Origin of the sequence: Shewanella chilikensis, from assembly GCF_037953065.1 — a bacterium.
GTDB classification, from domain to species: Bacteria; Pseudomonadota; Gammaproteobacteria; order Enterobacterales; family Shewanellaceae; genus Shewanella; species Shewanella chilikensis.
This window is the reverse complement of the sequence record NZ_CP149966.1, coordinates 1086577-1107330: the sequence shown is the minus strand read 5'-3', so window position 1 is coordinate 1107330 and position 20754 is coordinate 1086577. Positions and strand designations below refer to the sequence as shown.

Sequence of the window (20754 nt, the reverse complement as noted above, 5' to 3'; positions counted from 1 at the left end):
CGATGACCTCTCACTTCATGCTCCGTCGCGCTCTGCTGCCCCTGGCCATCGCCGCCCTGGCGGGTTGTTCGCTGGCCCCGACCTACGAGCGCCCGCAGGCACCGGTCGCGTCGCACTGGCAAGCCGCCGACGCGGAGGGCACCCGTGCCCAGGCGCTGGACTGGCAGACCTTCATCGTCGATGCCGACTTGCGCCGCGCGGTGGATACGGCGCTGAGCAACAACCGCAGCCTGCGCCAGGCGCTGCTGGATATCGAAGCTGCGCGTGCCCAGTACCGCATCCAGCGTGCTGATCGCCTGCCTTCGATCAACGCCAATGCCAGCGGCAACCGCAGCCTGCCTGCCGATCTGTCGCAGACCGGGCGCTCGGAAGTGACCAGCAACTATCAGGTCGGCCTCGGCCTCGCGGAGTACGAAGTCGACCTGTTCGGCCGCGTGCGCAACCTCTCCGAGGCCGCGCTGGAGACCTACCTGGCGACCGAGGAGGCGACCCGTGCCACGCAGATCAGCCTGGTTGCCGAGGTCATCCAGGCCTACCTGACCCGCGATGGTGCGCTACGCCGCATGGCCCTGGTCGAACAAACCCTGGACAGCCGCATGGCCTCGCTGGAGCTGGTCAGCCAGCGCCGTGCAGCGGGGGCCGCCACCGCCCTGGATTACCAGGAAGCGGTCGGCCTTGCCGAACAGGCTAGGGCCGAGCGCGAGAGCACCGAACGCCAGTTACGCCAGGCGGACAACGCCCTGGTCCTGTTGCTCGGCACGCCAGATGCCGCTCGCCTGCTGCCCGCGACGCCCCGCGACGACCTGATGGTGCTGCAGGACATCGCCCCCGGCACCAGCTCGGAACTGATCGAACGGCGCCCGGACATTCTCGCCAGCGAGCACCGCCTCAAGGCGCGCAATGCCGATATCGGTGCAGCTCGCGCCGCGTTCTTTCCCCGGATCAGCCTGACCGGTTCGGTGGGCAGCTCCAGTGCCGAGTTGTCCGGATTGTTCGATGGCGGCTCGCGGGCCTGGAGCTTTGCCCCGACGCTGTCGCTGCCGATCTTCGCCGGTGGCCGCAACCGCGCCAACCTGGACCTCGCCGAAGTGCGCCAGGACGCGGCGGTGGCCGACTACGAAGGCACCATCCAGACCGCCTTCCGCGAAGTGGCCGATGCCCTGGCCGCCACCGACACCCTGCGCCGCGAGGAGGCTGCCCGCCAGGCTCTGGCCGGTTCCAGCGAGGCTGCGATGGCCCTGGCTAAGGCGCGTTACGAGGGCGGCGTGGACGACTACCTGCGTTATCTTGACGCCCAGCGCAGCACCTTTAGCAACCAGACCACACTAATTCAAATCAGCACGGAACGGCAGATTGCGCTGGTTGACCTGTTCAGGTCTCTGGGCGGTGGCTGGGGCCAAACTGAACCGATGGCCGGGATCGGCGCTGAGTGAGCAAAGCCAGGAGTCCTGCATCCGAAGACCGGACTCTGGCTCCATCACCGGTGAGCTACTGGTCATCGACGGGGCAATCGTCTGATCGAGAATAAGACTGTCTGACGACTGGCAGGCCTATGGATTATTGGTGGCAGCAGCTAACGGCTCTATAAAGAGCTGCAAAAAATCACTGTAACGCATGATTGACTGACTGCTTCTGGCCGGTTTCTGCCTGTTGCGTCTCTGCTGCCCACTGGCCAAGTCGGATGCACGCGGTGGTCAGTACCAATGCAATTGACTGGTCAAATGGGTGCAATTGCGCAGGTATGGACTTCAAGCCCCAATTTCCTGGAAAAGAGGTTCTTTCTATGGACATCCGACATCAGAGATTGAGTAGCGGAATGTCTGAGCTGAAGTCATGTCCATGGCTGTTCTTCTTTCCTTTACGTCGACGAAGCGTTTTTGGACTTAACCGGTATTGAGTCTGCCCTATCCCTTGTCGAGTTCGGACAACAAGTGCGAGAGCGCATAGGCCACTGGATTGGGATCACCGTCTGTGTAGGCATTGCACCGACTAAAACACTCGCCAAGCTGGCTAACCATGCCGCCAAGAAATATCCTGCCACTCAGGGGGTTGTAGACCTGACCAATCTAGATCGGCAACGTCGATTGCTCGCATTAGTTCCGGTTGATGATGTTTGGGGCGTTGGTAGACGACTTTCTAAGCGTTTAAATGCGTTAGGTATCACCACAGCCTTAGATCTAGCCAATGCCTCTCCTAGAGCCATCAGAGACCAGTTTTCAGAGGTTTTAGAAAGAACCGTCAGAGAGCTCAATGGTGAGTCGTGCATTGAACTTGAAGAGATCCCGCCAACTAAGAAGCAAATCGTCTGTAGCCGTTCATTTGGCGTAAAAGTGACGCACTTTGAATTTTTAAGTGAAGCCGTATGCGAATACGCAACCCGCGCCACTGAGAAACTTCGCAAAGAACAGCAGCAAGCCAAAGTGCTGACCGTGTTCATACGTACCAGCCCCTTTAAGGACAACGAGCCGCAGTACAGCAACTCTGCATCGGGTGAATTGCTAATCCCCAGTTGCGACACGCGGGATTTTATCGAGCTGGCCAATCACTTACTCAAGCGGATATGGAAGGATGGTTTTCGTTATGCCAAAGCGGGCGTCATGCTGTCTGACTTTTACGATCCTGGCATGTTTCAACCAGGACTATTCGATGACGTATCGACCCGCTCTAATAGCCAGCAGCTAATGTCTGTATTGGACACCATTAACCAAAGCGGTGCCGGAAAGGTTTTCTTTGCTGGACAAGGACTCAAGAAAGATTGGTCGATGAAGCGAGAGCATTTGTCTCCCGCTTATACAACACGCTGGGACCAGTTACCGCGAGTGAAGTAGCGCAGTTGACTCAATACGCATTCACTCTGCGACGCAGCATGTTGAGCTTATCAACCTGGCGTCGAATATCACTGAAGAATTCCTCTTTCTCCATGGCCAGCGCTAGCTCCCATTCTTTGGCCAAACCTTGGCAGTCTAAAAATGCGTATCTCAGCTTCGTCTTTGAGATACGCAGCCCCTTGCTAAAGACCACGCGTTTGCCTCGTTGACCGTGAAAACTGTTGATATACCACTCTATGCCAAAGCCATACTTAAAGTCTCTGATACGGACACCAAGCAGACCCCAGTCTTTAAAGGGCTCATTCTCTCGAACCTTGTAATGGGTAACCCAAAAGTCATCAACTTCAGCTCGTGCCAGCGCTTTTAGCCTGTCCGTTTCTTGCTGAAGTAAATCTGATACATCTGCTTTCCATTGTTCATTGACGATTTCTACCAAACCAATTTCCCCATCCAATTAACCCCTAAAGCCAAAACCACTATCCGTTTGGCTTTTGGATCGAAACGCCAAACGTAAAACTGCCGTCACAATCACTGTTTGGCGTCTCGATATAAATCGACTCGCTCAATCCCATACCCGACAAGGGATACAGGCTGATTTCACTTAAAAACACCTAAAAAGACGTATCGCCATGAAGATACAAACCGTTTGGCAAGTTCAGGCCAGAATGCAAACGACGTTTGGCGTCTCAATTTTTTTGGCTAGGTCACCAGCCGCCAAACAGAGCCTATTCTCATACTTTTGCAAAAATGCAATAGGCAGATAGATGAAAGGATTTGTCACCTTTCTGCCCACCGCCAGTGCACCGAATCCTGATAATGACATTTGAGTAAACCGCCAGAGCACTTGGAAATGCCCAAGCGTGAACAGCGCGGTTGATTGAAAACCGTTAGAGCACTTTGAGTGCACAGGAGATAAGTATGTTTGTACTAGGCGTAGATATCGGTTACTCAAACCTGAAGCTGGCAATTGGCCAATCAGGTAGTGAACCGAAAACCATTATTCTACCTGCGGGTGCCGGTCCAGCGGATCGTATGCCGGAGCGTATCGGTGGAGGCGATGATGAAACTTGTTTGTATGTCTCTGTCGATAATGAGCGCTGGGCCGCTGGTGTTCCTGCTGGACGCCTTCAAGGCTGGGAACGAGAGCTTCACCCGGAATATCCCACCACAAAAACCTATAAGGCACTTTTTCATGCCGCCTTGTTAATGGCTGAAACAGAATCCATCGATTTGGTTGTCACTGGATTACCGGTTTCCCAGTTTCATGAACCACAACGTAAGTCTGACCTTGTGCAGCGTTTAAAAGGTGTCCATCAAGTGACGCCTAAGCGCAGCATCACCGTTCATGACGTCAAAGTACTACCACAGCCTGCCGGTGCCTATATGGATCTGGTTCAAACGGGTGGTGATCTGGGCTTGATTGAAGAAGGTCGTGTCGTCGTCATTGATCCCGGCTTCTTTTCTGTTGATTGGGTTGCCCTTGAGGCCGGAGAAATTCGCTACAGCTCATCAGGAACCAGTCTTCAGGCAATGTCCGTGCTACTGGAAACCATCGATAAGCTGATTTCGGAAGATCATGGTGCCAAAGTCGGAATGGATCGACTTGAAAAAGCCATGAGAACCGGCGACTTACAGGTCCTGCTATTTGGAGAAAAAGTCGATATTTCACCTTATCTGAATGCTGCCATGAAAAAGGTAGCGCCTGTTGCTCTTACAGCCATGCGTCAATCCATGCGTGACGAAAGCATTAATGCGGACTTGGTATTGATCGCCGGAGGTGGAGCCTTGGCTTATAAGGAAGCGGCCAAGGAGATTTTTTCACGAAGCAAGATCATCGTGCCTGAGCAGTCTGTTTTGGCGAACGTCCGAGGCTTCTGGTTTTATGGGGCATGATCATGAGAGTTGTCGTCAACATTCCCCCAGGGAGCCACCCAGAACTACTCAAAGAATTGGAAAAGACGCCACCACGGGAACGCGCTGAGCGTCTGCGGATGCTGGCAACCTTTGGGTTAATTCAAATGAGCCAACCCAATCTATCCACGACATCTGTACCGGTGGATGGCCTTGCACCAGATGGTGAAGTTACTTCTATGAGTACAGCGCCAGAACCCAAAGCAGAAACACGTAAACAATCATTAAAATCAAAACTAGGGCTGGGCTTATAACATGGCGTTATCAGTTAGCTGGCTCGATGCCAGGTTAAATAAAGAAGCAAAAGAAACCGTAGTAAAAGCCGACCGAGATGGGCTAAGTGCTCGGGTATCGCCCAAGGGCAAAATTGTTTTTCAGTTTCGTTATCGGTTCGATGGCAAGCAACAGCGGGTAGACATAGGTACTTACCCCCTTATGAAGCTGGCTGAAGCCAGGAATGAGCTGGATAGGTTAAGGGCAGTACTTGATCAAGGCCGAAACCCCAAGCTTTACCTACAGCAGGAACGGGCTAAGTATTCTGCTAATCAAAGCTTCGAATCGATTTTTCGAGACTGGATAGACTCTGCCGGTAAGCAAGGGCTAAAGGAGAAAACGTGGCACTACCAAAAACGCAGCAGTGAAATATATTTGCTGCCCCGACTTGGCAAGTATCCATTAACTGACATCACTGAATTGTCCTTGCGAAACTGTCTTCGTGAGGTTTCGGAATCGTCTCCGTCAAACACAGAGCGCCTAGTGTCTGTACTGCATAAGTTCTATGACTGGCTGATTGATGAACAAATTTTGGAAATTAACGCTGCCGCTGGGATCACAGCAAAAAAGGTTGGCGGTAAAAAAGGAAAACGAACTCGGGTGCTAAATGACAACGAGATCAGGATACTTTGGCGCTATTTGCATGAGTCAAAAATCACTGAGAAGAATCGCATCTACATAAAACTGCTTCTCTTATTGGGAGGGCGCAAGGGCGAACTCATTCAAGCTGAAAAGCATCACTTTGACTTGCAATCTGCAATGTGGACAGTGCCCATAGAGATCCGCAAACAAGGTGAGAAAATTGGAGCGCCGATCATGCGGCCATTGATTAAGCCAGCTATTGAGCTGATTGAACTGGCGATGCAGATGAGCAAATCAACCTACTTGTTTCCCGCGAACGGACAAGAAGAGCTTGCCACAAATGGCTTTGATACCACTATTCCTAACAATGTGAAAATTTGGGCTCGCAGGTCGCTTAGTGTCGAGATGGAACATTGGTCTATGCATGATCTTCGCAGAACTATGCGAACGCGAATGTCGGCCATCACGACGCAAGAAGTTGCCGAGTTGATGATTGGCCACAGCAAAAAAGGGTTGGATGCTATCTACAACCAATATCAGTACCTGGATGAAATGCGTCATGCTTACGACGTTTGGTATCAACAGCTAGAGACCATCATCGAGCCGACAGGCTTTCCGTTCAACTGGCGTTTCGGACAATAAAATAAAAGAAAGAGGCTCAGTCCTCTTTCTTCTCATACTCCTCCAAATCTTCAATGTGCCACAGCTTGTTTCGTGTATTTCGGTTGATACGAGGTTGCGGCAAGCTGCCATCTTTTATTCTTCGCCAGAGCGTCGTATAGCTAATGTGGTAACGAGCCATCACTTCGTAAGATGTTAGAAAAGGGGTTACCTGGTGCGCTACTGCTGTCATCTGCATTCTCCTGAAAATCAATGTAAAGCTATCATCGCCTGATTCATCACTTGTTGATGGTCAGAAAGATGCATGATTTGTTCAGAAGATCAGCCTTATCGAAACACGAATGTTGCTATTAGGTACTTTTCAGCTCAAACCTATGAATAACAAGGGCTACAAGGCGGTTTGTGTCATGAATAGCAATCAACACGCCTAACGAGAAAAATTTGTACACACTGTTTGTACACTCGCAACAATGACACATCAAAAACCACAATGACGAACCCTTTAAATTCATAAACTTATAAACAAAAAACTAGAGATGATCGCATTTATTCCGCTTTTGTAATGTCGAGACCAAAGTACCAAAAGCAGGAAGTACTTTCTTCATCAAACCCAGTAAACACAAGGCCTACAGCCAGATTTGTGTCATGGAATTTTCACCAAAGGCCTCTAAAACGGAATTTGTACTCAAGTTTGTACACATTTTCCGAGGTTACGCTTGAACATCATTGAAAAGCAAAGAAACGAGAAAAAGACAAAAAGCCTTTAAATTCAGTACGTAGAGATGTGATTGTGGTGTGCAATGAAAGGTGGTTTTAAGCGTTGAAAGGCTGGGCGGCATCAGGGTGAGAAATGATGGCGAAGGTGCGGCGCTTGTCCACTTCGACTTTAATACCTGACATGTTCTTCCGTACACTTATGACGCTTGAAAAAGGCGCAAATTATAGCGCCTCACTCAGGCCTTGGCTAGGCAAGGCCTTTGATTGTCAGATAAAGGTAGATCAGTTAGCCGTCTGTTGTACAGGTTCCGGCGTTTGCTCCAGCAATGCCAGTTCCATTCTGGCATATCTGTGCTCGACAAAATCATAGATATTGGTGGCCAGCGCCAAGCGCAGATAATCGGCAGCCTTATCTTTGTCACCTTGCTCGGACGCCACCTTAGCCAGATAAAAGTAGGATTCGCACAAACGCTCTGCATACTCTTTGGGGTGAGTCAGGCCACTCTTGGCCATGGCAAACACCCGAGATTCATCAACCGCGCCCAGATAATAGTCGACCAACACAGTCGCCCAGGCATTGTCATCCAGACGGGTACGGTTGAACTGCAGCCTTGCCAGCGCTTCCTGGGGTGAAAGCTCATACTCGGTCAGATATAACCACAGCGCTCGGTAACCATCACTTTCATCCTTGAGATAAAAGCTTTCCATATCTTTAGCCGCCAGCTGTTTGCGCTCGCCATAGTAAAGCGCAATACCGCGATTGAGGAAGGCATAATCATACTCAGGGGACAACTCAAGAACCGCATCAAAGGCCTCGTAAGCACTTTCAAACTCACCTTCCTGGGTGTAATAGATACCGAGGAAGTTATAGGCATCAGCTAAGTTAGGTTGCAATTTCAGCGCCTGATGAAAATCGATGCGAGCCAAGATCCTCAAGCCCACGCTGTCGTATATAACCCCACGGTCATAATGAAAACGAGCCCGTTGCTCAGTAGTCAGTTCGGCCCTCGCCAGGATTTCATTGAGTTTTGCCAGAGTGACTTCCAACTTATAGTCCGGCAAAACAGGGGCAACCAACAGTTCACTGTTGGCTTCAGACGCCGGCAGGGAAGCGCATCCCGAAGTCAGCAAGCTGGCTCCGGCCAGTACAGAAAACACAGCGGCGCGCAGATTAAAACTCATCCAATCCATCCTTTGTCATATCCCAATGCAGGCTCAATCATAGCAATACAGCCGTACCTACGCTATCCGCCTGCGATGGCAAATCCAAGATAATTTAAGTTGTAACCATAAAAAAGGAGACCCTAAGGTCTCCTTTTCTCATGCGATGAAAGCTTACTCGGCTGCTTCTGGAGCAGCTTGTTGTGCTTCTTTGATAGACAAGCGTACACGGCCCTGACGATCCACTTCCATTACCTTAACAGAAACTTCCTGGTTCAGTTGCAGGTAGTCGGATACGTTGGCCACACGCTCTTCAGCAATTTGAGAGATGTGTACCAGACCATCTTTGCCGGGCAGTATGTTAACGAAGGCACCGAAGTCAACGATACGGATAACTTTACCCTTGTAGATGCGACCCACTTCCACTTCAGAGGTGATCTCTTCGATGCGGCGGATAGCTTCCTTGGTGGCATCGGCATTGTTTGAAGCAATCTTCACAGTGCCGTCGTCTTCCAGCTCGATGGTAGTACCTGTCTCTTCGGTCAGTGCACGGATAGTTGCACCGCCCTTACCTATCACTTCACGGATCTTCTCAGGGTTGATCTTGATGGTAGTGATACGTGGAGCATGGTCAGAGATATCGTCACGGGCAGAGCCAATGGCCTGATCCATTACATTGAGGATATGCACACGGGCACCATAGGCTTGCTGCAGTGCAATTTCCATGATCTCCTTGGTGATACCTTCAATCTTGATATCCATCTGCAGTGCGGTTACACCGTCACGGGTACCGGCCACTTTAAAGTCCATATCACCCAGGTGATCTTCATCGCCCAGAATGTCAGACAAGACGACGAAATCATCACCTTCTTTCACCAGGCCCATGGCGATACCGGCAACTGAAGTCTTGATAGGTACACCGGCATCCATCAGCGCCAGAGAAGTACCACACACAGACGCCATAGAGCTGGAACCGTTGGATTCAGTGATTTCAGAGACTACGCGCACGCTGTATGGGAATTCTTCGGCAGAAGGCATTACTGCGTTGATACCACGCCATGCCAGCTTACCGTGACCGATTTCACGACGCTTGGGTGAACCCACCATGCCGGTTTCACCGACAGAGTATGGAGGGAAGTTATAGTGCAGCATGAAGCGGTTGGTACGCTCGCCCATGATGGAGTCAATCTTCTGCGCATCACGCTCGGTACCCAGAGTACAGGTTACCAGCGCCTGAGTTTCACCACGGGTAAACAGGGCGCTACCGTGAGTACGTGGCAGCACACCGGCCATTACAGACAGGGCACGCACCATATCCGGCTCACGACCGTCGATACGAGGCATACCTTTGATGATGCGGCTACGAACCACTTTCTTCTCCAGGCTACCCAGCAGGCCGTCCAGCTCACGCTGATCCAGTTCAGGGTTTTCCTCGAGCAGCTTTTCGATAGCGGCTTTCTTGACTTCAACTACCGCATCGCGGCGCTCATGCTTGGCGATGATCTGGTAAGCGGCGGTAAGACCTTCTTCGGCCAGCGCCTTAACCTTGGCAACCAGCTCTTCGTTGGCAACAGGAGCCGTCCAGTCCCAAGCAGGCTTACCGGCTTCGGCCTTGAGTTCATTGATGGCATTAACCACCACCTGCTGCTGCTCGTGACCGTATACCACGGCGCCCAGCATCACTTCTTCAGGCAGGGCCTTGGCTTCAGACTCCACCATGAGCACGGCGCTCTGAGTACCGGCAACAACCAGATCCAGCTCGCTGTTTTCACGCAGCTCTGCACCAGGATTCAGCACGTACTCGCCATTGATGTAACCGACACGTGCCGCACCCAGAGGACCATTGAATGGAATACCGGAAATAGCCAAAGCAGCAGAGGTACCTATCATGGCCACAATGTCTGGCTCGATCTGTGGATCAACAGAAACCACAGTGATGATCACTTGGACTTCGTTGGTGAAGCCGTCAGGGAACAGTGGACGGATAGGACGGTCAATCAGGCGGGCGATCAGTGTTTCATCTTCAGATGGTCGACCTTCACGCTTGAAGAAACCACCAGGGATCTTACCGGCTGCGTAAGTCTTTTCCTGATAGTTAACAGTCAGCGGGAAGAAGTCACGGCTTGGGTCTGCTTCTTTCTTGCCAACCACAGTCACCAGAACTGTAGTATCGCCCATGCTGGCCAGAACGGCTGCATCGGCTTGGCGTGCAATAACCCCTGTTTCCAGAGTGACTGTGTGTTGACCATACTCAAAACTTTTTACAATAGGATTCACTTGACCCATTCCTTAATTTAATAACCTTGAATTTCGCGCGTAAGTATACTGCAAACCTCTAGAATAGATAAAGAGTGCCAGATGATGACAAAGACGCTTCTTTTTTCTAAAGTGGACTATATCAATCACATGTTGCTGCATTGCTACCAAATTGGACTAGCCTTGAATATAGAATTCGCCCACATAATAGCAGGAAAAGGCAGATGAATACCGCCAGGTTCAAGTCGCTCACCTGGAAGCAAACCAATCTGGTGGTTTTCACAGCTCTTTTCTTTGCCGTTGCTATTTTTATCATTGAAATTTTGATTGTGGTGACCACAGAAAGGCAATCGTTGCTCAGTAGTCAGCAAGAGTTACTCGACTCAGTTGAACAACCGGCCGCCAATGCGGTCTGGGCATTGGATGACAATTTGGCGCGTCAGACAATGGAAGGCGTGATGAAAGTGGAGCATGTCGGTTCAGCCAGGATCACCCTGGATGACAACTCCCTATTCGTCAATCTCGGCAGCAGCCGCCCTGAGCCTTCAGATACTTTTGGTAATTTGAGTCTCAAACTATTTGGCGATCTCAAGCAGATATCAAGGCCACTGCAACGTCCTTTTTATTTTGAAGGCGCGCAAAAAGAGCAACTGATAGGCACGCTCACCATCAATTATGATACCCGTGAACTGACCCAGACTCTTATCAGCCAGTTGCAGTTCAGTTTTGCTGCGACTTTGGCCAGGGCATTGTTTCTGACACTGGTGCTCTCCATAGTATTCCACCGCTTCTTGACCCAACCCATCGCCCGGATCAGTGAAGCAATAGACAAGATTGACCCTGAGTCACCGGATGAAAATATGTTGCCGGTATCGGCCAACCATAAAGATGACGAATTGGGGCTGGTTACCTCCAAGTTCAACCAGATCCTTAAACAATTCAGCCAGACCCAAAGCAAGCTGCGCAAAATGGCGACCCGGGATCCTCTCACCGGCCTGCCCAACCGTACCTTGTTATTGGAAACCATAGCAGTCGCCATTCAACGTGCCCGAGTGCACAAACGTAACTTCAGTCTGCTGTTTATCGACCTCGATAGATTCAATCACCGACCCAGGCGGCCGACTTTGTCGACAAACTATTAATCCAGCTCAATACCCCGGTACAACTCAATGAACATGCCATTCACCCGGCCGCATCCATAGGTATTTCCATCTACCCCGAAGATGGCCTGAGCGCCGAAGATCTTATTCGTCACGCCGATATCGCCATGTATAGCGCCAAGGCCGCTGGCTCCAACCAATGGGCTTTTTTCAAGCAACAGATGACAGAAAGGGCGGCGGTAAGGTTGCGCACAGAAGCTTCGCTGCACGATGCCATCCGTAACAACGAATTTCTACTGCACTTTCAACCAAAAGTTAATATCGAAACCGGTGAATTGATGGGATGCGAGGCACTGATCCGCTGGCAAAAAGACGGCCGTTTGATAAGCCCCATGTCGTTTATTCCGGTTGCCGAAGAAACCGGGATCATCATCCCTATTGGCCGCTGGGTCATAGAGCAAAGCTGCCGGGTACTGCGGCGCTGGCAGCAACGTTACAACTTCAGTCCTCCAATCGCTGTCAATGTTGCCTCACAGCAGTTTGCTGACGCCAGCCTGGTACCGGACATCAAACAGATGGCGCTGCGTTATCAAATAAGGCCCGAATTGCTGGAAGTGGAGATCACCGAAACCTCATTGATGAATGATATTGAGCTGGCGATCAGCAAGCTTGAACAACTTAAGTCGGCAGGCTTTGGTATTGCCGTCGACGACTTCGGTACGGGTTACTCATCCCTCTCTTACCTAAGACACCTGCCAATAACCACCATGAAGATTGATCGCTGTTTTGTAACCGATCTTCCTCAAGAGAGCGCAATAGCTTCCACCATTCTGATGCTGGGGCGGCAATTGGATTTGAAAATTGTCGCCGAAGGCATAGAGAACGAGCAGCAACTTGAATGGCTGAAGCAAAATCACTGCGCCATAGGCCAAGGCTTTTATTTCAGTCAGCCGTTGTCACTGGAGGAATTTGAAGCTAAATACATAGCTCCACATAATGCCAGGATCCTCAAATTGGATGGTCAACTGAGCTGAGTTGTAATCAGCCAGTTTTTGATGACTGACATTGAGTGAAAAGGGGCGAGTAAAAATACGCTTCCCCAAAATTGCAGACACAAAAAAAGGAGACCTAAGTCTCCTCTTCTTTTGGTACAGTTCGCGATTAGCGACGCAGACCCAGCTTCTGGATCAGAGCGGTATAACGAGCAACATCGGTACGCTTCAGGTAAGCCAGCAGCTTACGACGAGAACTAACCATACGCAGCAGACCACGACGAGAGTGGTGATCGTGAGTATGCTCTTTAAAGTGGCCTTGCAGGTGGTTGATCTGAGCAGTCAACAGTGCAACCTGAACTTCAGTAGAACCGCTATCGTTTTCGCCACGGCCGAATTCAGCCAGGATTTTCGCTTTCGCTTCAGTACTTAGTGACATGTGTCTCTCCAAAATAGTCTTTATAGTTTCCCCAGCCGATCACTAACTCAGCCAAGGGCGCGACATAATAACCCCAAGGGCTGTAGATCGCAAGTCAAGCTCGGCTTTTTGCCTCAGGTAACACTACCAAGCGTTTAGGAGCCAACAAACCATCGTCATTCATCATGCCGACACCAATGAAGCGCTTGCTGTCACCCAAGGTGATCCGCACCAGAGTATCTGCTTCCAGCTTGGCAACCCGCACCGGGTTACCATTAAGCAAATAACCGGCCATGGCGTCGGGGACGTTGCACTCGGGAAGATCGGCAACCGCCGTATCCATGGGAAGCAGCAAAGGGTCCAATAGCTCAGAAGGCACCCGCTCTTCGGTCATGGCCTGTTCCAGCAAGGCTTCGAGCTGTGCCAGACTAACCATACGCTCATAGGGATAACCCGCCACCTGAGTACGGCGCAGCATGATCACATGGGCGCCGCAGCCAAGCATTTCCCCCAAGTCATCTATTATGGTGCGAATATAAGTGCCCTTGGAGCAGTGAATATCCAGCGTCAGCTCGTCATTCTCCCAAGAGATGAACTTGAGCTCATAAACGTGAATAGGCCTGGCTTCGCGAGGCACTTCCTTGCCTTCACGGGCGTACTTGTACAAGGGTTGGCCCTGATACTTGAGTGCCGAGTACATGGAAGGCACCTGCATGCTATCGCCACGAAAATGCTCCAGCGCCGGTTCCAATTGAGCCATGGAAAACTCAACCGGCCTAGTTTGCACCACTTCACCGTCTGAATCGCTGGTATCAGTTCGCTGTCCAAGCTTAGCTGTCACCAGATAGCGTTTATCAGCATCCAACAGATGCTGGGAAAACTTGGTGGCTTCGCCAAGACAGATGGGTAGCATACCGGTCGCCAGAGGATCCAGCGCGCCGGTATGGCCGGCCTTGGCGGCATTGTAGATCCGCTTTACCCTTTGCAGGGCAAAGTTGGAACTCATGCCAGTGTCTTTATCCAACAGGACGATACCATCGACCAAACGGCCTTTGGGACGACGCGCCATCAGTTGTTTTCCTCATCCTTGTCGTGAGATTCAGTGCCAAAAGTTTGCTGCTTGGCCTTGTCCTGATTGATGACCTCAGTTACCAGGTTGGACATTCTCATCCCCTCGACCAGAGACTTGTCATAGACAAATTTCAGTTCAGGCATCACTCTGAGCTTCATTCTGCCGGCTACCAAGGTGCGGGCATAAGGCGCTGCCTTGTTAAGTGCAGCCAGCTTTTCATCAACCTTAACCGGGTCTTCTTCAAAGAATGTGACATACACTTTTGCATAACTTAGATCCCGTGAGACTTCCACGTCATTAACCGTGACCATGCCTACACGAGGATCTTTCATATCACGCTGCAGTACCTGCGCCAGTTCCTGTTGCAGTTGCTGGGCGATACGCCGGGTACGACTAAATTCTTTTGCCATAGTATTCTTCCCCAAAATCAACAAGGGCGGCCTCAGCCGCCCTTTTCGATGTTGTCGTTACAGGGTACGGGCAACCTCGACGGTTTCGAACACCTCAATCTGGTCGCCTACGCGAACATCATTGTAGTTCTTCACACCGATACCACATTCCATGCCATTGCGAACTTCGCTAACGTCATCTTTAAAGCGACGCAGAGACTCTAGCTCACCTTCATAGATAACCACGTTCTCACGCAGAACCCGGATAGGTGCGCTGCGCTTAACGATACCTTCGGTCACCATACAACCGGCGATTGCACCCAGTTTAGGCGACTTGAACACATCTCGCACTTCAGCCAGACCAATGATCTCTTGCTTGAATTCAGGAGAAAGCATACCGCTCATGGCCGACTTGACTTCGTCAATGAGGTCGTAGATCACGCTGTAGTAACGCAGATCCACACTCTCACTTTCGATGGTCTTACGGGCCTGTGCATCGGCACGGACGTTGAAGCCCACCATGATGGCGTTGGACGCTGCGGCCAGAGTCGCATCTGTCTCAGTCAGTGCACCCACGCCACTGGCGATGATGTTCACTTTCACTTCTTCGGTAGACAGACGGGTCAGCGAGTCGACGATGGCTTCCAAAGAACCCTGTACGTCGGACTTGAGCACGATATTCAGCTCTTTCACTTCACCTTCAGTCATGTTGGCAAACATGTTTTCCAGCTTGGACTTCTGCTGACGCGCCAGCTTGATATCGCGGAACTTACCCTGACGATACAGGGCAACTTCACGGGCCTTACGCTCGTCACGAACAACTGTCGCTTCGTCACCGGCAGAAGGCACCCCGGACAGACCCAGGATTTCAACCGGAATCGACGGACCGGCTTCAGTAATGTTCTTGCCGTTTTCATCCTTCATGGCACGGATCTTACCGTACTCCAGACCACACAGAACGATATCGCCCTGACGCAAAGTACCTTCCTGAACCAGGATGGTAGCAACAGGACCGCGGCCCTTGTCCAGCTGAGACTCAACAACCACACCGGCGGCCATGCCGTCACGTACGGCCTTGAGTTCGAGGATTTCGGCTTGCAGCAAGATGCCTTCCAGCAGCTCGTCCACGCCCATACCAGTCTTGGCAGAAACAAACACAAACATGTTGTCGCCGCCCCAATCTTCCGACATCACGCCGTGCTGGGACAGTTCACTCTTGACGCGATCGACATCGGCTTCAGGCTTATCCATCTTGTTCACTGCCACGATCAGCGGTACACCGCCGGCCTTGGCATGCTGGATAGCTTCAATAGTCTGAGGCATTACGCCATCATCGGCAGCCACAACCAGAATCACGATATCTGTGGCCTTGGCACCACGGGCACGCATGGCGGTAAACGCTGCGTGGCCTGGAGTATCCAAGAAGGTGATCATGCCGTTATCGGTTTCTACATGGTAGGCACCGATATGCTGGGTAATACCACCGGCCTCACCGGCCGCGACCTTAGTGCGACGGATATAATCAAGCAGCGAGGTCTTACCGTGGTCAACGTGACCCATGATGGTCACAACCGGCGCACGAGGCTCCAGTTTGACATCTTCACCGTCACGATCGGCCAGAACCTGATGCTCCAGCTCGTTTTCACGGATAAGCACAACCTTGTGGCCCATCTCCTCGGCAACCAGTTGGGCAGTTTCCTGATCCAGTACTTGGTTAATGGTCACCATAGAGCCCATCTTCATCATGGTCTTGATGATTTCAGTGGCTTTGATGGCCATCTTCTGCGCCAGCTCGGCCACAGTAATGGTTTCACCTATACGTACATCGCGGTTTACCGCGGCTACCGGCTTATTGAAGCCATGGCTCATGGCTTGAGGCGCACGATTGCGGATATTGCGCTCACGACCGTCACGGGAATCCTTGGTACGTTTCTTACCGGCACTCTTGTGACGTGAACGACGACCACGCTTCTCCTCATCCATATCACTGGTGTCTTCGGCGGCGCGGGCCACTTTAGAGGTGGTGATATGATGATCGCTGCGCTTCTCGGCTTCTAGACGCTGGCGCTCTTCTTCGGCCCAGCGTTTTTCATTCTCTTCAGCCAGGCGACGGGCTTCGGCTGCCGCACGGGCGGCTTCTTCATCGGCCTTGCGCTTAACAGCTTCAGCTTGAGCCGCTTTCAGACGCTCGGCCTCAACACGGGCAGCTTCCTGCTCGGCGCTGGTCTTGGGATCGGCCTTAACCTCTTCTTTGGCTTTACCGGCATCCTGAGCCACTTTGGCCTTGGCTTTGGCTTCAGCTTCCGCCTTGGCTTTCGCTTCGGCTTCTGCCTTAGCCTTGGCTTCCGCTTCTGCCTTGGCTTTCGCTTCGGCTTCTGCCTGAGCTTTGGCTTCTGCTTCGGCGCGAGCCTGTTCTTCCGCCTGACGGGCCAACTCGGCCGGGTCACGCTTCACAAAGGTGCGTTTCTTGCGTACTTCGACTTTGACGTCTTTGGACTGGCCGCCGCTGCCGGCAACACTCAAAGTCGATACAGTTTTACGCTGTAATGTCATCTTGGTGGGCGCACTGTCCGCACCATGTTGTTTTTTCAGGTAGTCCAGCAGTTGCTGTTTCTCGGCCTCGGTGACACTGTCATCCTTGCCTTTCTTGATACCGGCCTTGGAAAACTGCTCGATCAATCGCTCTACGCTTTTTCCCACTTCAGTGGACAGTTTCTCTACTGTTGTCTCTGCCATCAGTTAAATCCCCCTGTTGATCGACTATGCTTCTTCGCCAAACCAACAGATGTTGCGGGCTGCCATGATGAGCTCACCTGCTTTTTCTTCTGTCAATTCTTCAATTTCGATCAAATCGTCAATGCCTTGCTCGGCTAAATCTTCCAGAGTTATCACACCCATACTTGCCAAAACGTACGCCAGGTGGCGCTCCATTCCAGGCATGGACAACAACTCTTCGCTAGGTTCGGCACCATCCAGTGCTTCTTCGGATGCCAGTGCACGGGTAGACAAGGCAGCCTTGGCGCGCTCACGCAATGCGGCAACTATGTCCTCATCAAATCCTTCGATGGCCAACAGCTCGGAAACAGGAACATAAGCCACCTCTTCCAGAGAGGTGAATCCTTCGTCGGCCAGCACCTGGGCGAAATCTTCGTCCACATCCAACGCACCCACGAACAGCTCCATCACTTTGGCGCTTTCGGCCTGATGTTTCTTGTTCATGTCTTCCACTGTCATCACGTTCAGTACCCAGCCTGTCAGCTGTGTCGCCAAACGAACGTTTTGACCATTGCGGCCGATAGCTTGTGCCAGACTATCGGCTTCGACGGCGATATCCATTGAGTGGTTATCTTCGTCAACAATAATTGAGGCCACATCGGCTGGTGCCATAGCGTTGATAACAAATTGTGCCGGGTTATCGTCCCACAGCACTATGTCAACACGCTCGCCACCAAGTTCATTGGATACAGCCTGCACCCGGGCACCGCGCATACCGACGCAAGCCCCGATAGGGTCGATACGACGATCGTTTGATTTCACGGCGATCTTGGCACGTGAACCTGGGTCGCGGGCGGCGCCCATCACTTCGATCATCTCATCGGCAATTTCCGGTACTTCAACACGGAACAGTTCGATCAACATTTCAGGCTTGGTACGGGTCAGGAACAACTGAGCACCACGAGCCTCAGGACGCACAGCATACAGCAGCGAGCGTACCCGGTCACCAGGACGGAAAGTCTCACGGGAGATCAGGTCTTCTTTGAACAGCACGCCATCGGCGTTGTTGCCGAGATCAACCACTACGCTGTCGCGGTTGCTCTTTTTGACCACACCGGTAACCAACTCACCTTCTTTGTCGATAAACTGCTCGACGATTTGGGCGCGCTCGGCTTCACGGACTTTCTGTACTATTACCTGCTTGGCGGTTTGAGTAGTAATACGGTCAAATTGTACCGAATCGATTTCATCTTCAATGAACTCGCCAGGCTGGATCTCAGGGTTCTCATAACGAGCCGCTTCCAGAGTGATTTCACGGTAAGGGTTTTCCAACGCTTCACCGTTATCATCAACCACCAACCAGCGACGGAAAGTCTCGTAATCGCCAGTTTTGCGATCTATGGCAACACGAACATCGATATCGCCTTCATACTTTTTCTTGGTTGCGGTAGCCAGCGCAATTTCGAGCGCCTCGAAAATCTTTTCGCGCGGTACAGCCTTTTCGTTGGAAACCGCTTCAGCGACCAGCAAAATATCTTTATTCATCGTCTTGCCTCGTTCACCTTGAAACCATCAAAACTTAGCGATCAGGTTGCCTTTACGGATGTTATCCAAGGCAATAATCAAGTCTTTTCCATCCACTGTCAGAGTGAGCATCTGCCCTTCCACCTTAGTGATGGTACCTTTTAAGTTACGACTACCCGCTACCGGCATAGTCAGTTGAATCTTTGCTTCCTCTCCAAGGTACATACCATATTGCTCAGAGGTGAACAGCGGCCTATCGAGACCGGGAGAGGAGACTTCCAGCGTATATTCGGAAGTGATTGGGTCCTCGACATCCAGAATGGCGCTCGCCTGACGACTGGCATTGGCACAATCTTCAATATTAATGCCGTTCTCACTGTCAATAAAGAGCCGCAAGGTTGAATGCTTGCCGGCCTTAACAAATTCAATACCCCAGAGCTGGTAGCCGAGGCCTTCCACTGCTGGAGTAAGCATTTCTGTGAGTCTGGATTCTAATGTTGCCAAGGTAACCCCCGAAAAACAAAAAAGGGCTATTAATAGCCCCAGTATTGAGCTGCCGTAAAAGGCAGCAAATTTAAAAGTCCCAGATAACAAAAAACCCCGTAATCACGAGGTCATTATGTTCAAGAACCTGTAAACAGGATGAATTACATATTAGCTTAATTCATCACTGGGAGCTGGTTGCGGGGGCCGGATTTGAACCGACGACCTTCGGGTTATGAGCCCGACGAGCTACCAAGCTGCTCCACCCCGCGTCAACTGCTGCAAGTTTACTGATTTCAGCTTTCACTTGCAATAACTGAGAAAAATTTCACATTCATTAACTCAGTTAAAGATTGGTGCCGAGAGCGGGACTTGAACCCGCACGACCGTTAGGTCACAGCCACCTCAAGGCTGCGCGTCTACCAATTTCACCACCTCGGCATATTCGGTATTAGTCTGGAATTTTGCTCTCAGACTGTTGGGTCTGTTCTACCTCAGGCCCCAAAATGTTGGTATCCTGCTTCACGTGATGCGCACTCATATTGCCGATAACCAGGCTGAGAGTGAAAAACGCGATAGCGAGAATCGCCGTTGTCCGAGTCAGAAAGTTACCTGAACCTGCTGAACCGAACAGGGTTCCTGAAGCACCGGCACCAAAAGATGCGCCCATGTCAGCTCCCTTGCCTTGCTGGATAAGAATGAGTCCAATCAGACCCAAAGCCACCAACAAGTAAATAACCATCAGTACTTCTTTCATATTAAGCGCTCATTGCTATTGAACATAAACTCAAGAATTCGGTAGAGTTTAAGCTAGCACCGCCTATCAGTCCACCATCTACATCAGGTTGGGCGAATAAATCTGCAGCATTACTCGGTGTGACACTGCCGCCGTACAAGATCCTGATGTTTTCCCCAATATAAGGGGACACTTCAGAGAGGCGATTGCGTATAAACGCGTGAACTTCTTGCGCCTGCTCTGGTGTTGCGCTCTTTCCTGTCCCTACAGCCCAAAGGGGCTCATAGGCGATGATCGCATTATCAAAAGCCATGGTACCGTTCTTTTCGATTACCACATCCAGCTCCTCGGCAAGCACCTCAAAGGTACGTCTTGCTTCACGAGCCGGGCCAGATTCACCAACACAAAGTATCGGAGTCAGACCGTGCTTTTGAGCCGCGGCAAATTTCTCTGCCACTATATTACTCGTTTCACCGTACATACGACGGCGTTCCGAGTGACCAATTATCACATAACGACAACCGGCATCTTTCAGCATCCGCCCCGAGGTTTCACCTGTATAAGCACCAAAATCGTGCTGACTCAGGTTTTGAGCCCCCATTCTAACCAGAGAACCATTCAGGGTTTCTTTGTTAGCTTCGAGCAGTTGCCTTACGCTTTCCAGGTAAATCGCTGGTGGGCATAAAACCACTTCAACAGAATCATTATGTAGCTTGCTGGCAAACTTCTTGAACAGCTCTTGTGCCAACTGTGCACTGCCATTCATTTTCCAGTTGCCTGCTACCATTGGACGTCTGAGTGCCATCACCATCTCCTCTGAAAGCGGCGTGAATAATAGCGAACCACTTATTAACTTACAATACCTGATTACGGAATTTTTGCGATTTACTGTGTGTTCGGCTACTTTTTATGCTCACACTCAGTAAATCGCTCACAATTCCAGCTTAAGTTATTAATTTTACTTTAATTAAGCTAA

General features: G+C 51.2%; 16 protein-coding genes, 2 tRNA genes and 2 pseudogenes. 6 read left to right on the top strand and 14 right to left on the bottom strand.

The window, feature by feature from the left end:
• Window positions 1-2: 2 nt before the first annotated feature.
• Window positions 3-1433 (top strand): multidrug efflux transporter outer membrane subunit TOprJ, encoded by a 1431-nt coding sequence (toprJ, locus tag WKR14_RS05175; RefSeq protein WP_339087477.1) that lies wholly within the window; start codon window positions 3-5, stop codon window positions 1431-1433.
• A 441-nt stretch (window positions 1434-1874) separates the two neighbouring features.
• Window positions 1875-2828, top strand: a pseudogene (umuC, locus tag WKR14_RS05170) (translesion error-prone DNA polymerase V subunit UmuC); the annotation flags it as partial.
• 10 nt (window positions 2829-2838) lie between these two features.
• On the opposite strand, the gene mobI reads toward umuC, so the two are convergent.
• Window positions 2839-3282, bottom strand: a complete 444-nt coding sequence (gene mobI / locus WKR14_RS05165) for a conjugative transfer protein MobI(A/C) (RefSeq protein WP_000348524.1) — start codon at window positions 3280-3282, stop codon at window positions 2839-2841.
• 464 nt (window positions 3283-3746) lie between these two features.
• Here mobI and WKR14_RS05160 point away from each other — a divergent pair, with 464 nt between their 5' ends.
• From WKR14_RS05160 to WKR14_RS05150, 3 genes are read left to right on the top strand one after another with little or no spacing between them, the layout of a single operon-like run.
• Complete coding sequence (locus WKR14_RS05160) at window positions 3747-4721, top strand: ParM/StbA family protein (RefSeq protein WP_000497807.1); 975 nt, start codon at window positions 3747-3749, stop codon at window positions 4719-4721.
• A gap of 2 nt (window positions 4722-4723) precedes the next feature.
• Entirely contained in the window at window positions 4724-4993 is a 270-nt protein-coding gene (locus WKR14_RS05155; RefSeq protein ID WP_001995600.1) for a hypothetical protein, read from the top strand.
• A gap of 1 nt (window position 4994) precedes the next feature.
• Complete coding sequence (locus tag WKR14_RS05150; protein WP_065274792.1) at window positions 4995-6236, top strand: tyrosine-type recombinase/integrase; 1242 nt, start codon at window positions 4995-4997, stop codon at window positions 6234-6236.
• A 16-nt stretch (window positions 6237-6252) separates the two neighbouring features.
• Here WKR14_RS05150 and WKR14_RS05145 read toward each other — a convergent pair whose 3' ends face one another.
• The 3 genes from WKR14_RS05145 to pnp form a co-directional block, all read right to left on the bottom strand.
• The gene (locus tag WKR14_RS05145) at window positions 6253-6447 is read right to left on the bottom strand and encodes a helix-turn-helix transcriptional regulator (RefSeq protein ID WP_000127614.1); all 195 of its coding nucleotides are present in this window, start codon (window positions 6445-6447) and stop codon (window positions 6253-6255) included.
• Between the two features lie 767 nt (window positions 6448-7214).
• Window positions 7215-8114: a lipoprotein NlpI gene (gene nlpI, locus WKR14_RS05140; protein ID WP_165564594.1), complete on the bottom strand. Its 900-nt coding sequence runs from the start codon at window positions 8112-8114 to the stop codon at window positions 7215-7217.
• A gap of 153 nt (window positions 8115-8267) precedes the next feature.
• On the bottom strand, window positions 8268-10370 hold the full coding sequence (pnp, locus tag WKR14_RS05135) for a polyribonucleotide nucleotidyltransferase (RefSeq protein WP_165564593.1): 2103 nt from the start codon (window positions 10368-10370) through the stop codon (window positions 8268-8270).
• 203 nt (window positions 10371-10573) lie between these two features.
• Here pnp and WKR14_RS05130 point away from each other — a divergent pair.
• Window positions 10574-12483 (top strand): annotated as a pseudogene (locus tag WKR14_RS05130) (putative bifunctional diguanylate cyclase/phosphodiesterase).
• A 127-nt stretch (window positions 12484-12610) separates the two neighbouring features.
• Here WKR14_RS05130 and rpsO read toward each other — a convergent pair.
• The 10 genes from rpsO to tpiA form a co-directional block, all read right to left on the bottom strand.
• Window positions 12611-12880: a 30S ribosomal protein S15 gene (gene rpsO / locus WKR14_RS05125; RefSeq protein WP_039033642.1), complete on the bottom strand. Its 270-nt coding sequence runs from the start codon at window positions 12878-12880 to the stop codon at window positions 12611-12613.
• A gap of 94 nt (window positions 12881-12974) precedes the next feature.
• The gene (gene truB, locus WKR14_RS05120; RefSeq protein ID WP_165564592.1) at window positions 12975-13928 is read right to left on the bottom strand and encodes a tRNA pseudouridine(55) synthase TruB; all 954 of its coding nucleotides are present in this window, start codon (window positions 13926-13928) and stop codon (window positions 12975-12977) included.
• Window positions 13928-14341 (bottom strand): 30S ribosome-binding factor RbfA, encoded by a 414-nt coding sequence (rbfA, locus tag WKR14_RS05115; RefSeq protein ID WP_101053956.1) that lies wholly within the window; start codon window positions 14339-14341, stop codon window positions 13928-13930. Before rbfA ends, truB begins: the two co-directional genes overlap by 1 nt.
• Window positions 14342-14398: 57 nt before the next feature.
• Window positions 14399-17056, bottom strand: a complete 2658-nt coding sequence (gene infB, locus WKR14_RS05110) for a translation initiation factor IF-2 (protein WP_101053953.1) — start codon at window positions 17054-17056, stop codon at window positions 14399-14401.
• 24 nt (window positions 17057-17080) lie between these two features.
• Window positions 17081-18580: a transcription termination factor NusA gene (gene nusA, locus WKR14_RS05105; RefSeq protein WP_039033638.1), complete on the bottom strand. Its 1500-nt coding sequence runs from the start codon at window positions 18578-18580 to the stop codon at window positions 17081-17083.
• Window positions 18581-18607: 27 nt separating this feature from the next.
• On the bottom strand, window positions 18608-19063 hold the full coding sequence (gene rimP / locus WKR14_RS05100) for a ribosome maturation factor RimP (protein ID WP_025887922.1): 456 nt from the start codon (window positions 19061-19063) through the stop codon (window positions 18608-18610).
• Between the two features lie 174 nt (window positions 19064-19237).
• Window positions 19238-19314 (bottom strand) — tRNA-Met (locus WKR14_RS05095).
• An 82-nt stretch (window positions 19315-19396) separates the two neighbouring features.
• Window positions 19397-19483: transfer RNA gene (locus tag WKR14_RS05090), tRNA-Leu, on the bottom strand.
• Window positions 19484-19493: 10 nt separating this feature from the next.
• On the bottom strand, window positions 19494-19799 hold the full coding sequence (gene secG, locus WKR14_RS05085; protein WP_101053947.1) for a preprotein translocase subunit SecG: 306 nt from the start codon (window positions 19797-19799) through the stop codon (window positions 19494-19496).
• 1 nt (window position 19800) lies between these two features.
• Window positions 19801-20583 (bottom strand): triose-phosphate isomerase, encoded by a 783-nt coding sequence (tpiA, locus tag WKR14_RS05080; protein ID WP_039033635.1) that lies wholly within the window; start codon window positions 20581-20583, stop codon window positions 19801-19803.
• Window positions 20584-20754: the final 171 nt, after the last annotated feature.

What these genes read in the sequence shown, in the direction of transcription:
- toprJ (WP_339087477.1), top strand. Translation starts at nt 3, where the DNA reads ATGACCTCTCACTTCATGCTCCGTCGCGCTCTGCTGCCCCTGGCCATC.
- WKR14_RS05160 (WP_000497807.1), top strand. Translation starts at nt 3,747, where the DNA reads ATGTTTGTACTAGGCGTAGATATCGGTTACTCAAACCTGAAGCTGGCA.
- WKR14_RS05155 (WP_001995600.1), top strand. Translation starts at nt 4,724, where the DNA reads ATGAGAGTTGTCGTCAACATTCCCCCAGGGAGCCACCCAGAACTACTC.
- WKR14_RS05150 (WP_065274792.1), top strand. Translation starts at nt 4,995, where the DNA reads ATGGCGTTATCAGTTAGCTGGCTCGATGCCAGGTTAAATAAAGAAGCA.
- WKR14_RS05145 (WP_000127614.1), bottom strand. Translation starts at nt 6,447, where the DNA reads ATGACAGCAGTAGCGCACCAGGTAACCCCTTTTCTAACATCTTACGAA.
- nlpI (WP_165564594.1), bottom strand. Translation starts at nt 8,114, where the DNA reads ATGAGTTTTAATCTGCGCGCCGCTGTGTTTTCTGTACTGGCCGGAGCC.
- rpsO (WP_039033642.1), bottom strand. Translation starts at nt 12,880, where the DNA reads ATGTCACTAAGTACTGAAGCGAAAGCGAAAATCCTGGCTGAATTCGGC.
- truB (WP_165564592.1), bottom strand. Translation starts at nt 13,928, where the DNA reads ATGGCGCGTCGTCCCAAAGGCCGTTTGGTCGATGGTATCGTCCTGTTG.
- rbfA (WP_101053956.1), bottom strand. Translation starts at nt 14,341, where the DNA reads ATGGCAAAAGAATTTAGTCGTACCCGGCGTATCGCCCAGCAACTGCAA.
- infB (WP_101053953.1), bottom strand. Translation starts at nt 17,056, where the DNA reads ATGGCAGAGACAACAGTAGAGAAACTGTCCACTGAAGTGGGAAAAAGC.
- nusA (WP_039033638.1), bottom strand. Translation starts at nt 18,580, where the DNA reads ATGAATAAAGATATTTTGCTGGTCGCTGAAGCGGTTTCCAACGAAAAG.
- secG (WP_101053947.1), bottom strand. Translation starts at nt 19,799, where the DNA reads ATGAAAGAAGTACTGATGGTTATTTACTTGTTGGTGGCTTTGGGTCTG.
- tpiA (WP_039033635.1), bottom strand. Translation starts at nt 20,583, where the DNA reads ATGGCACTCAGACGTCCAATGGTAGCAGGCAACTGGAAAATGAATGGC.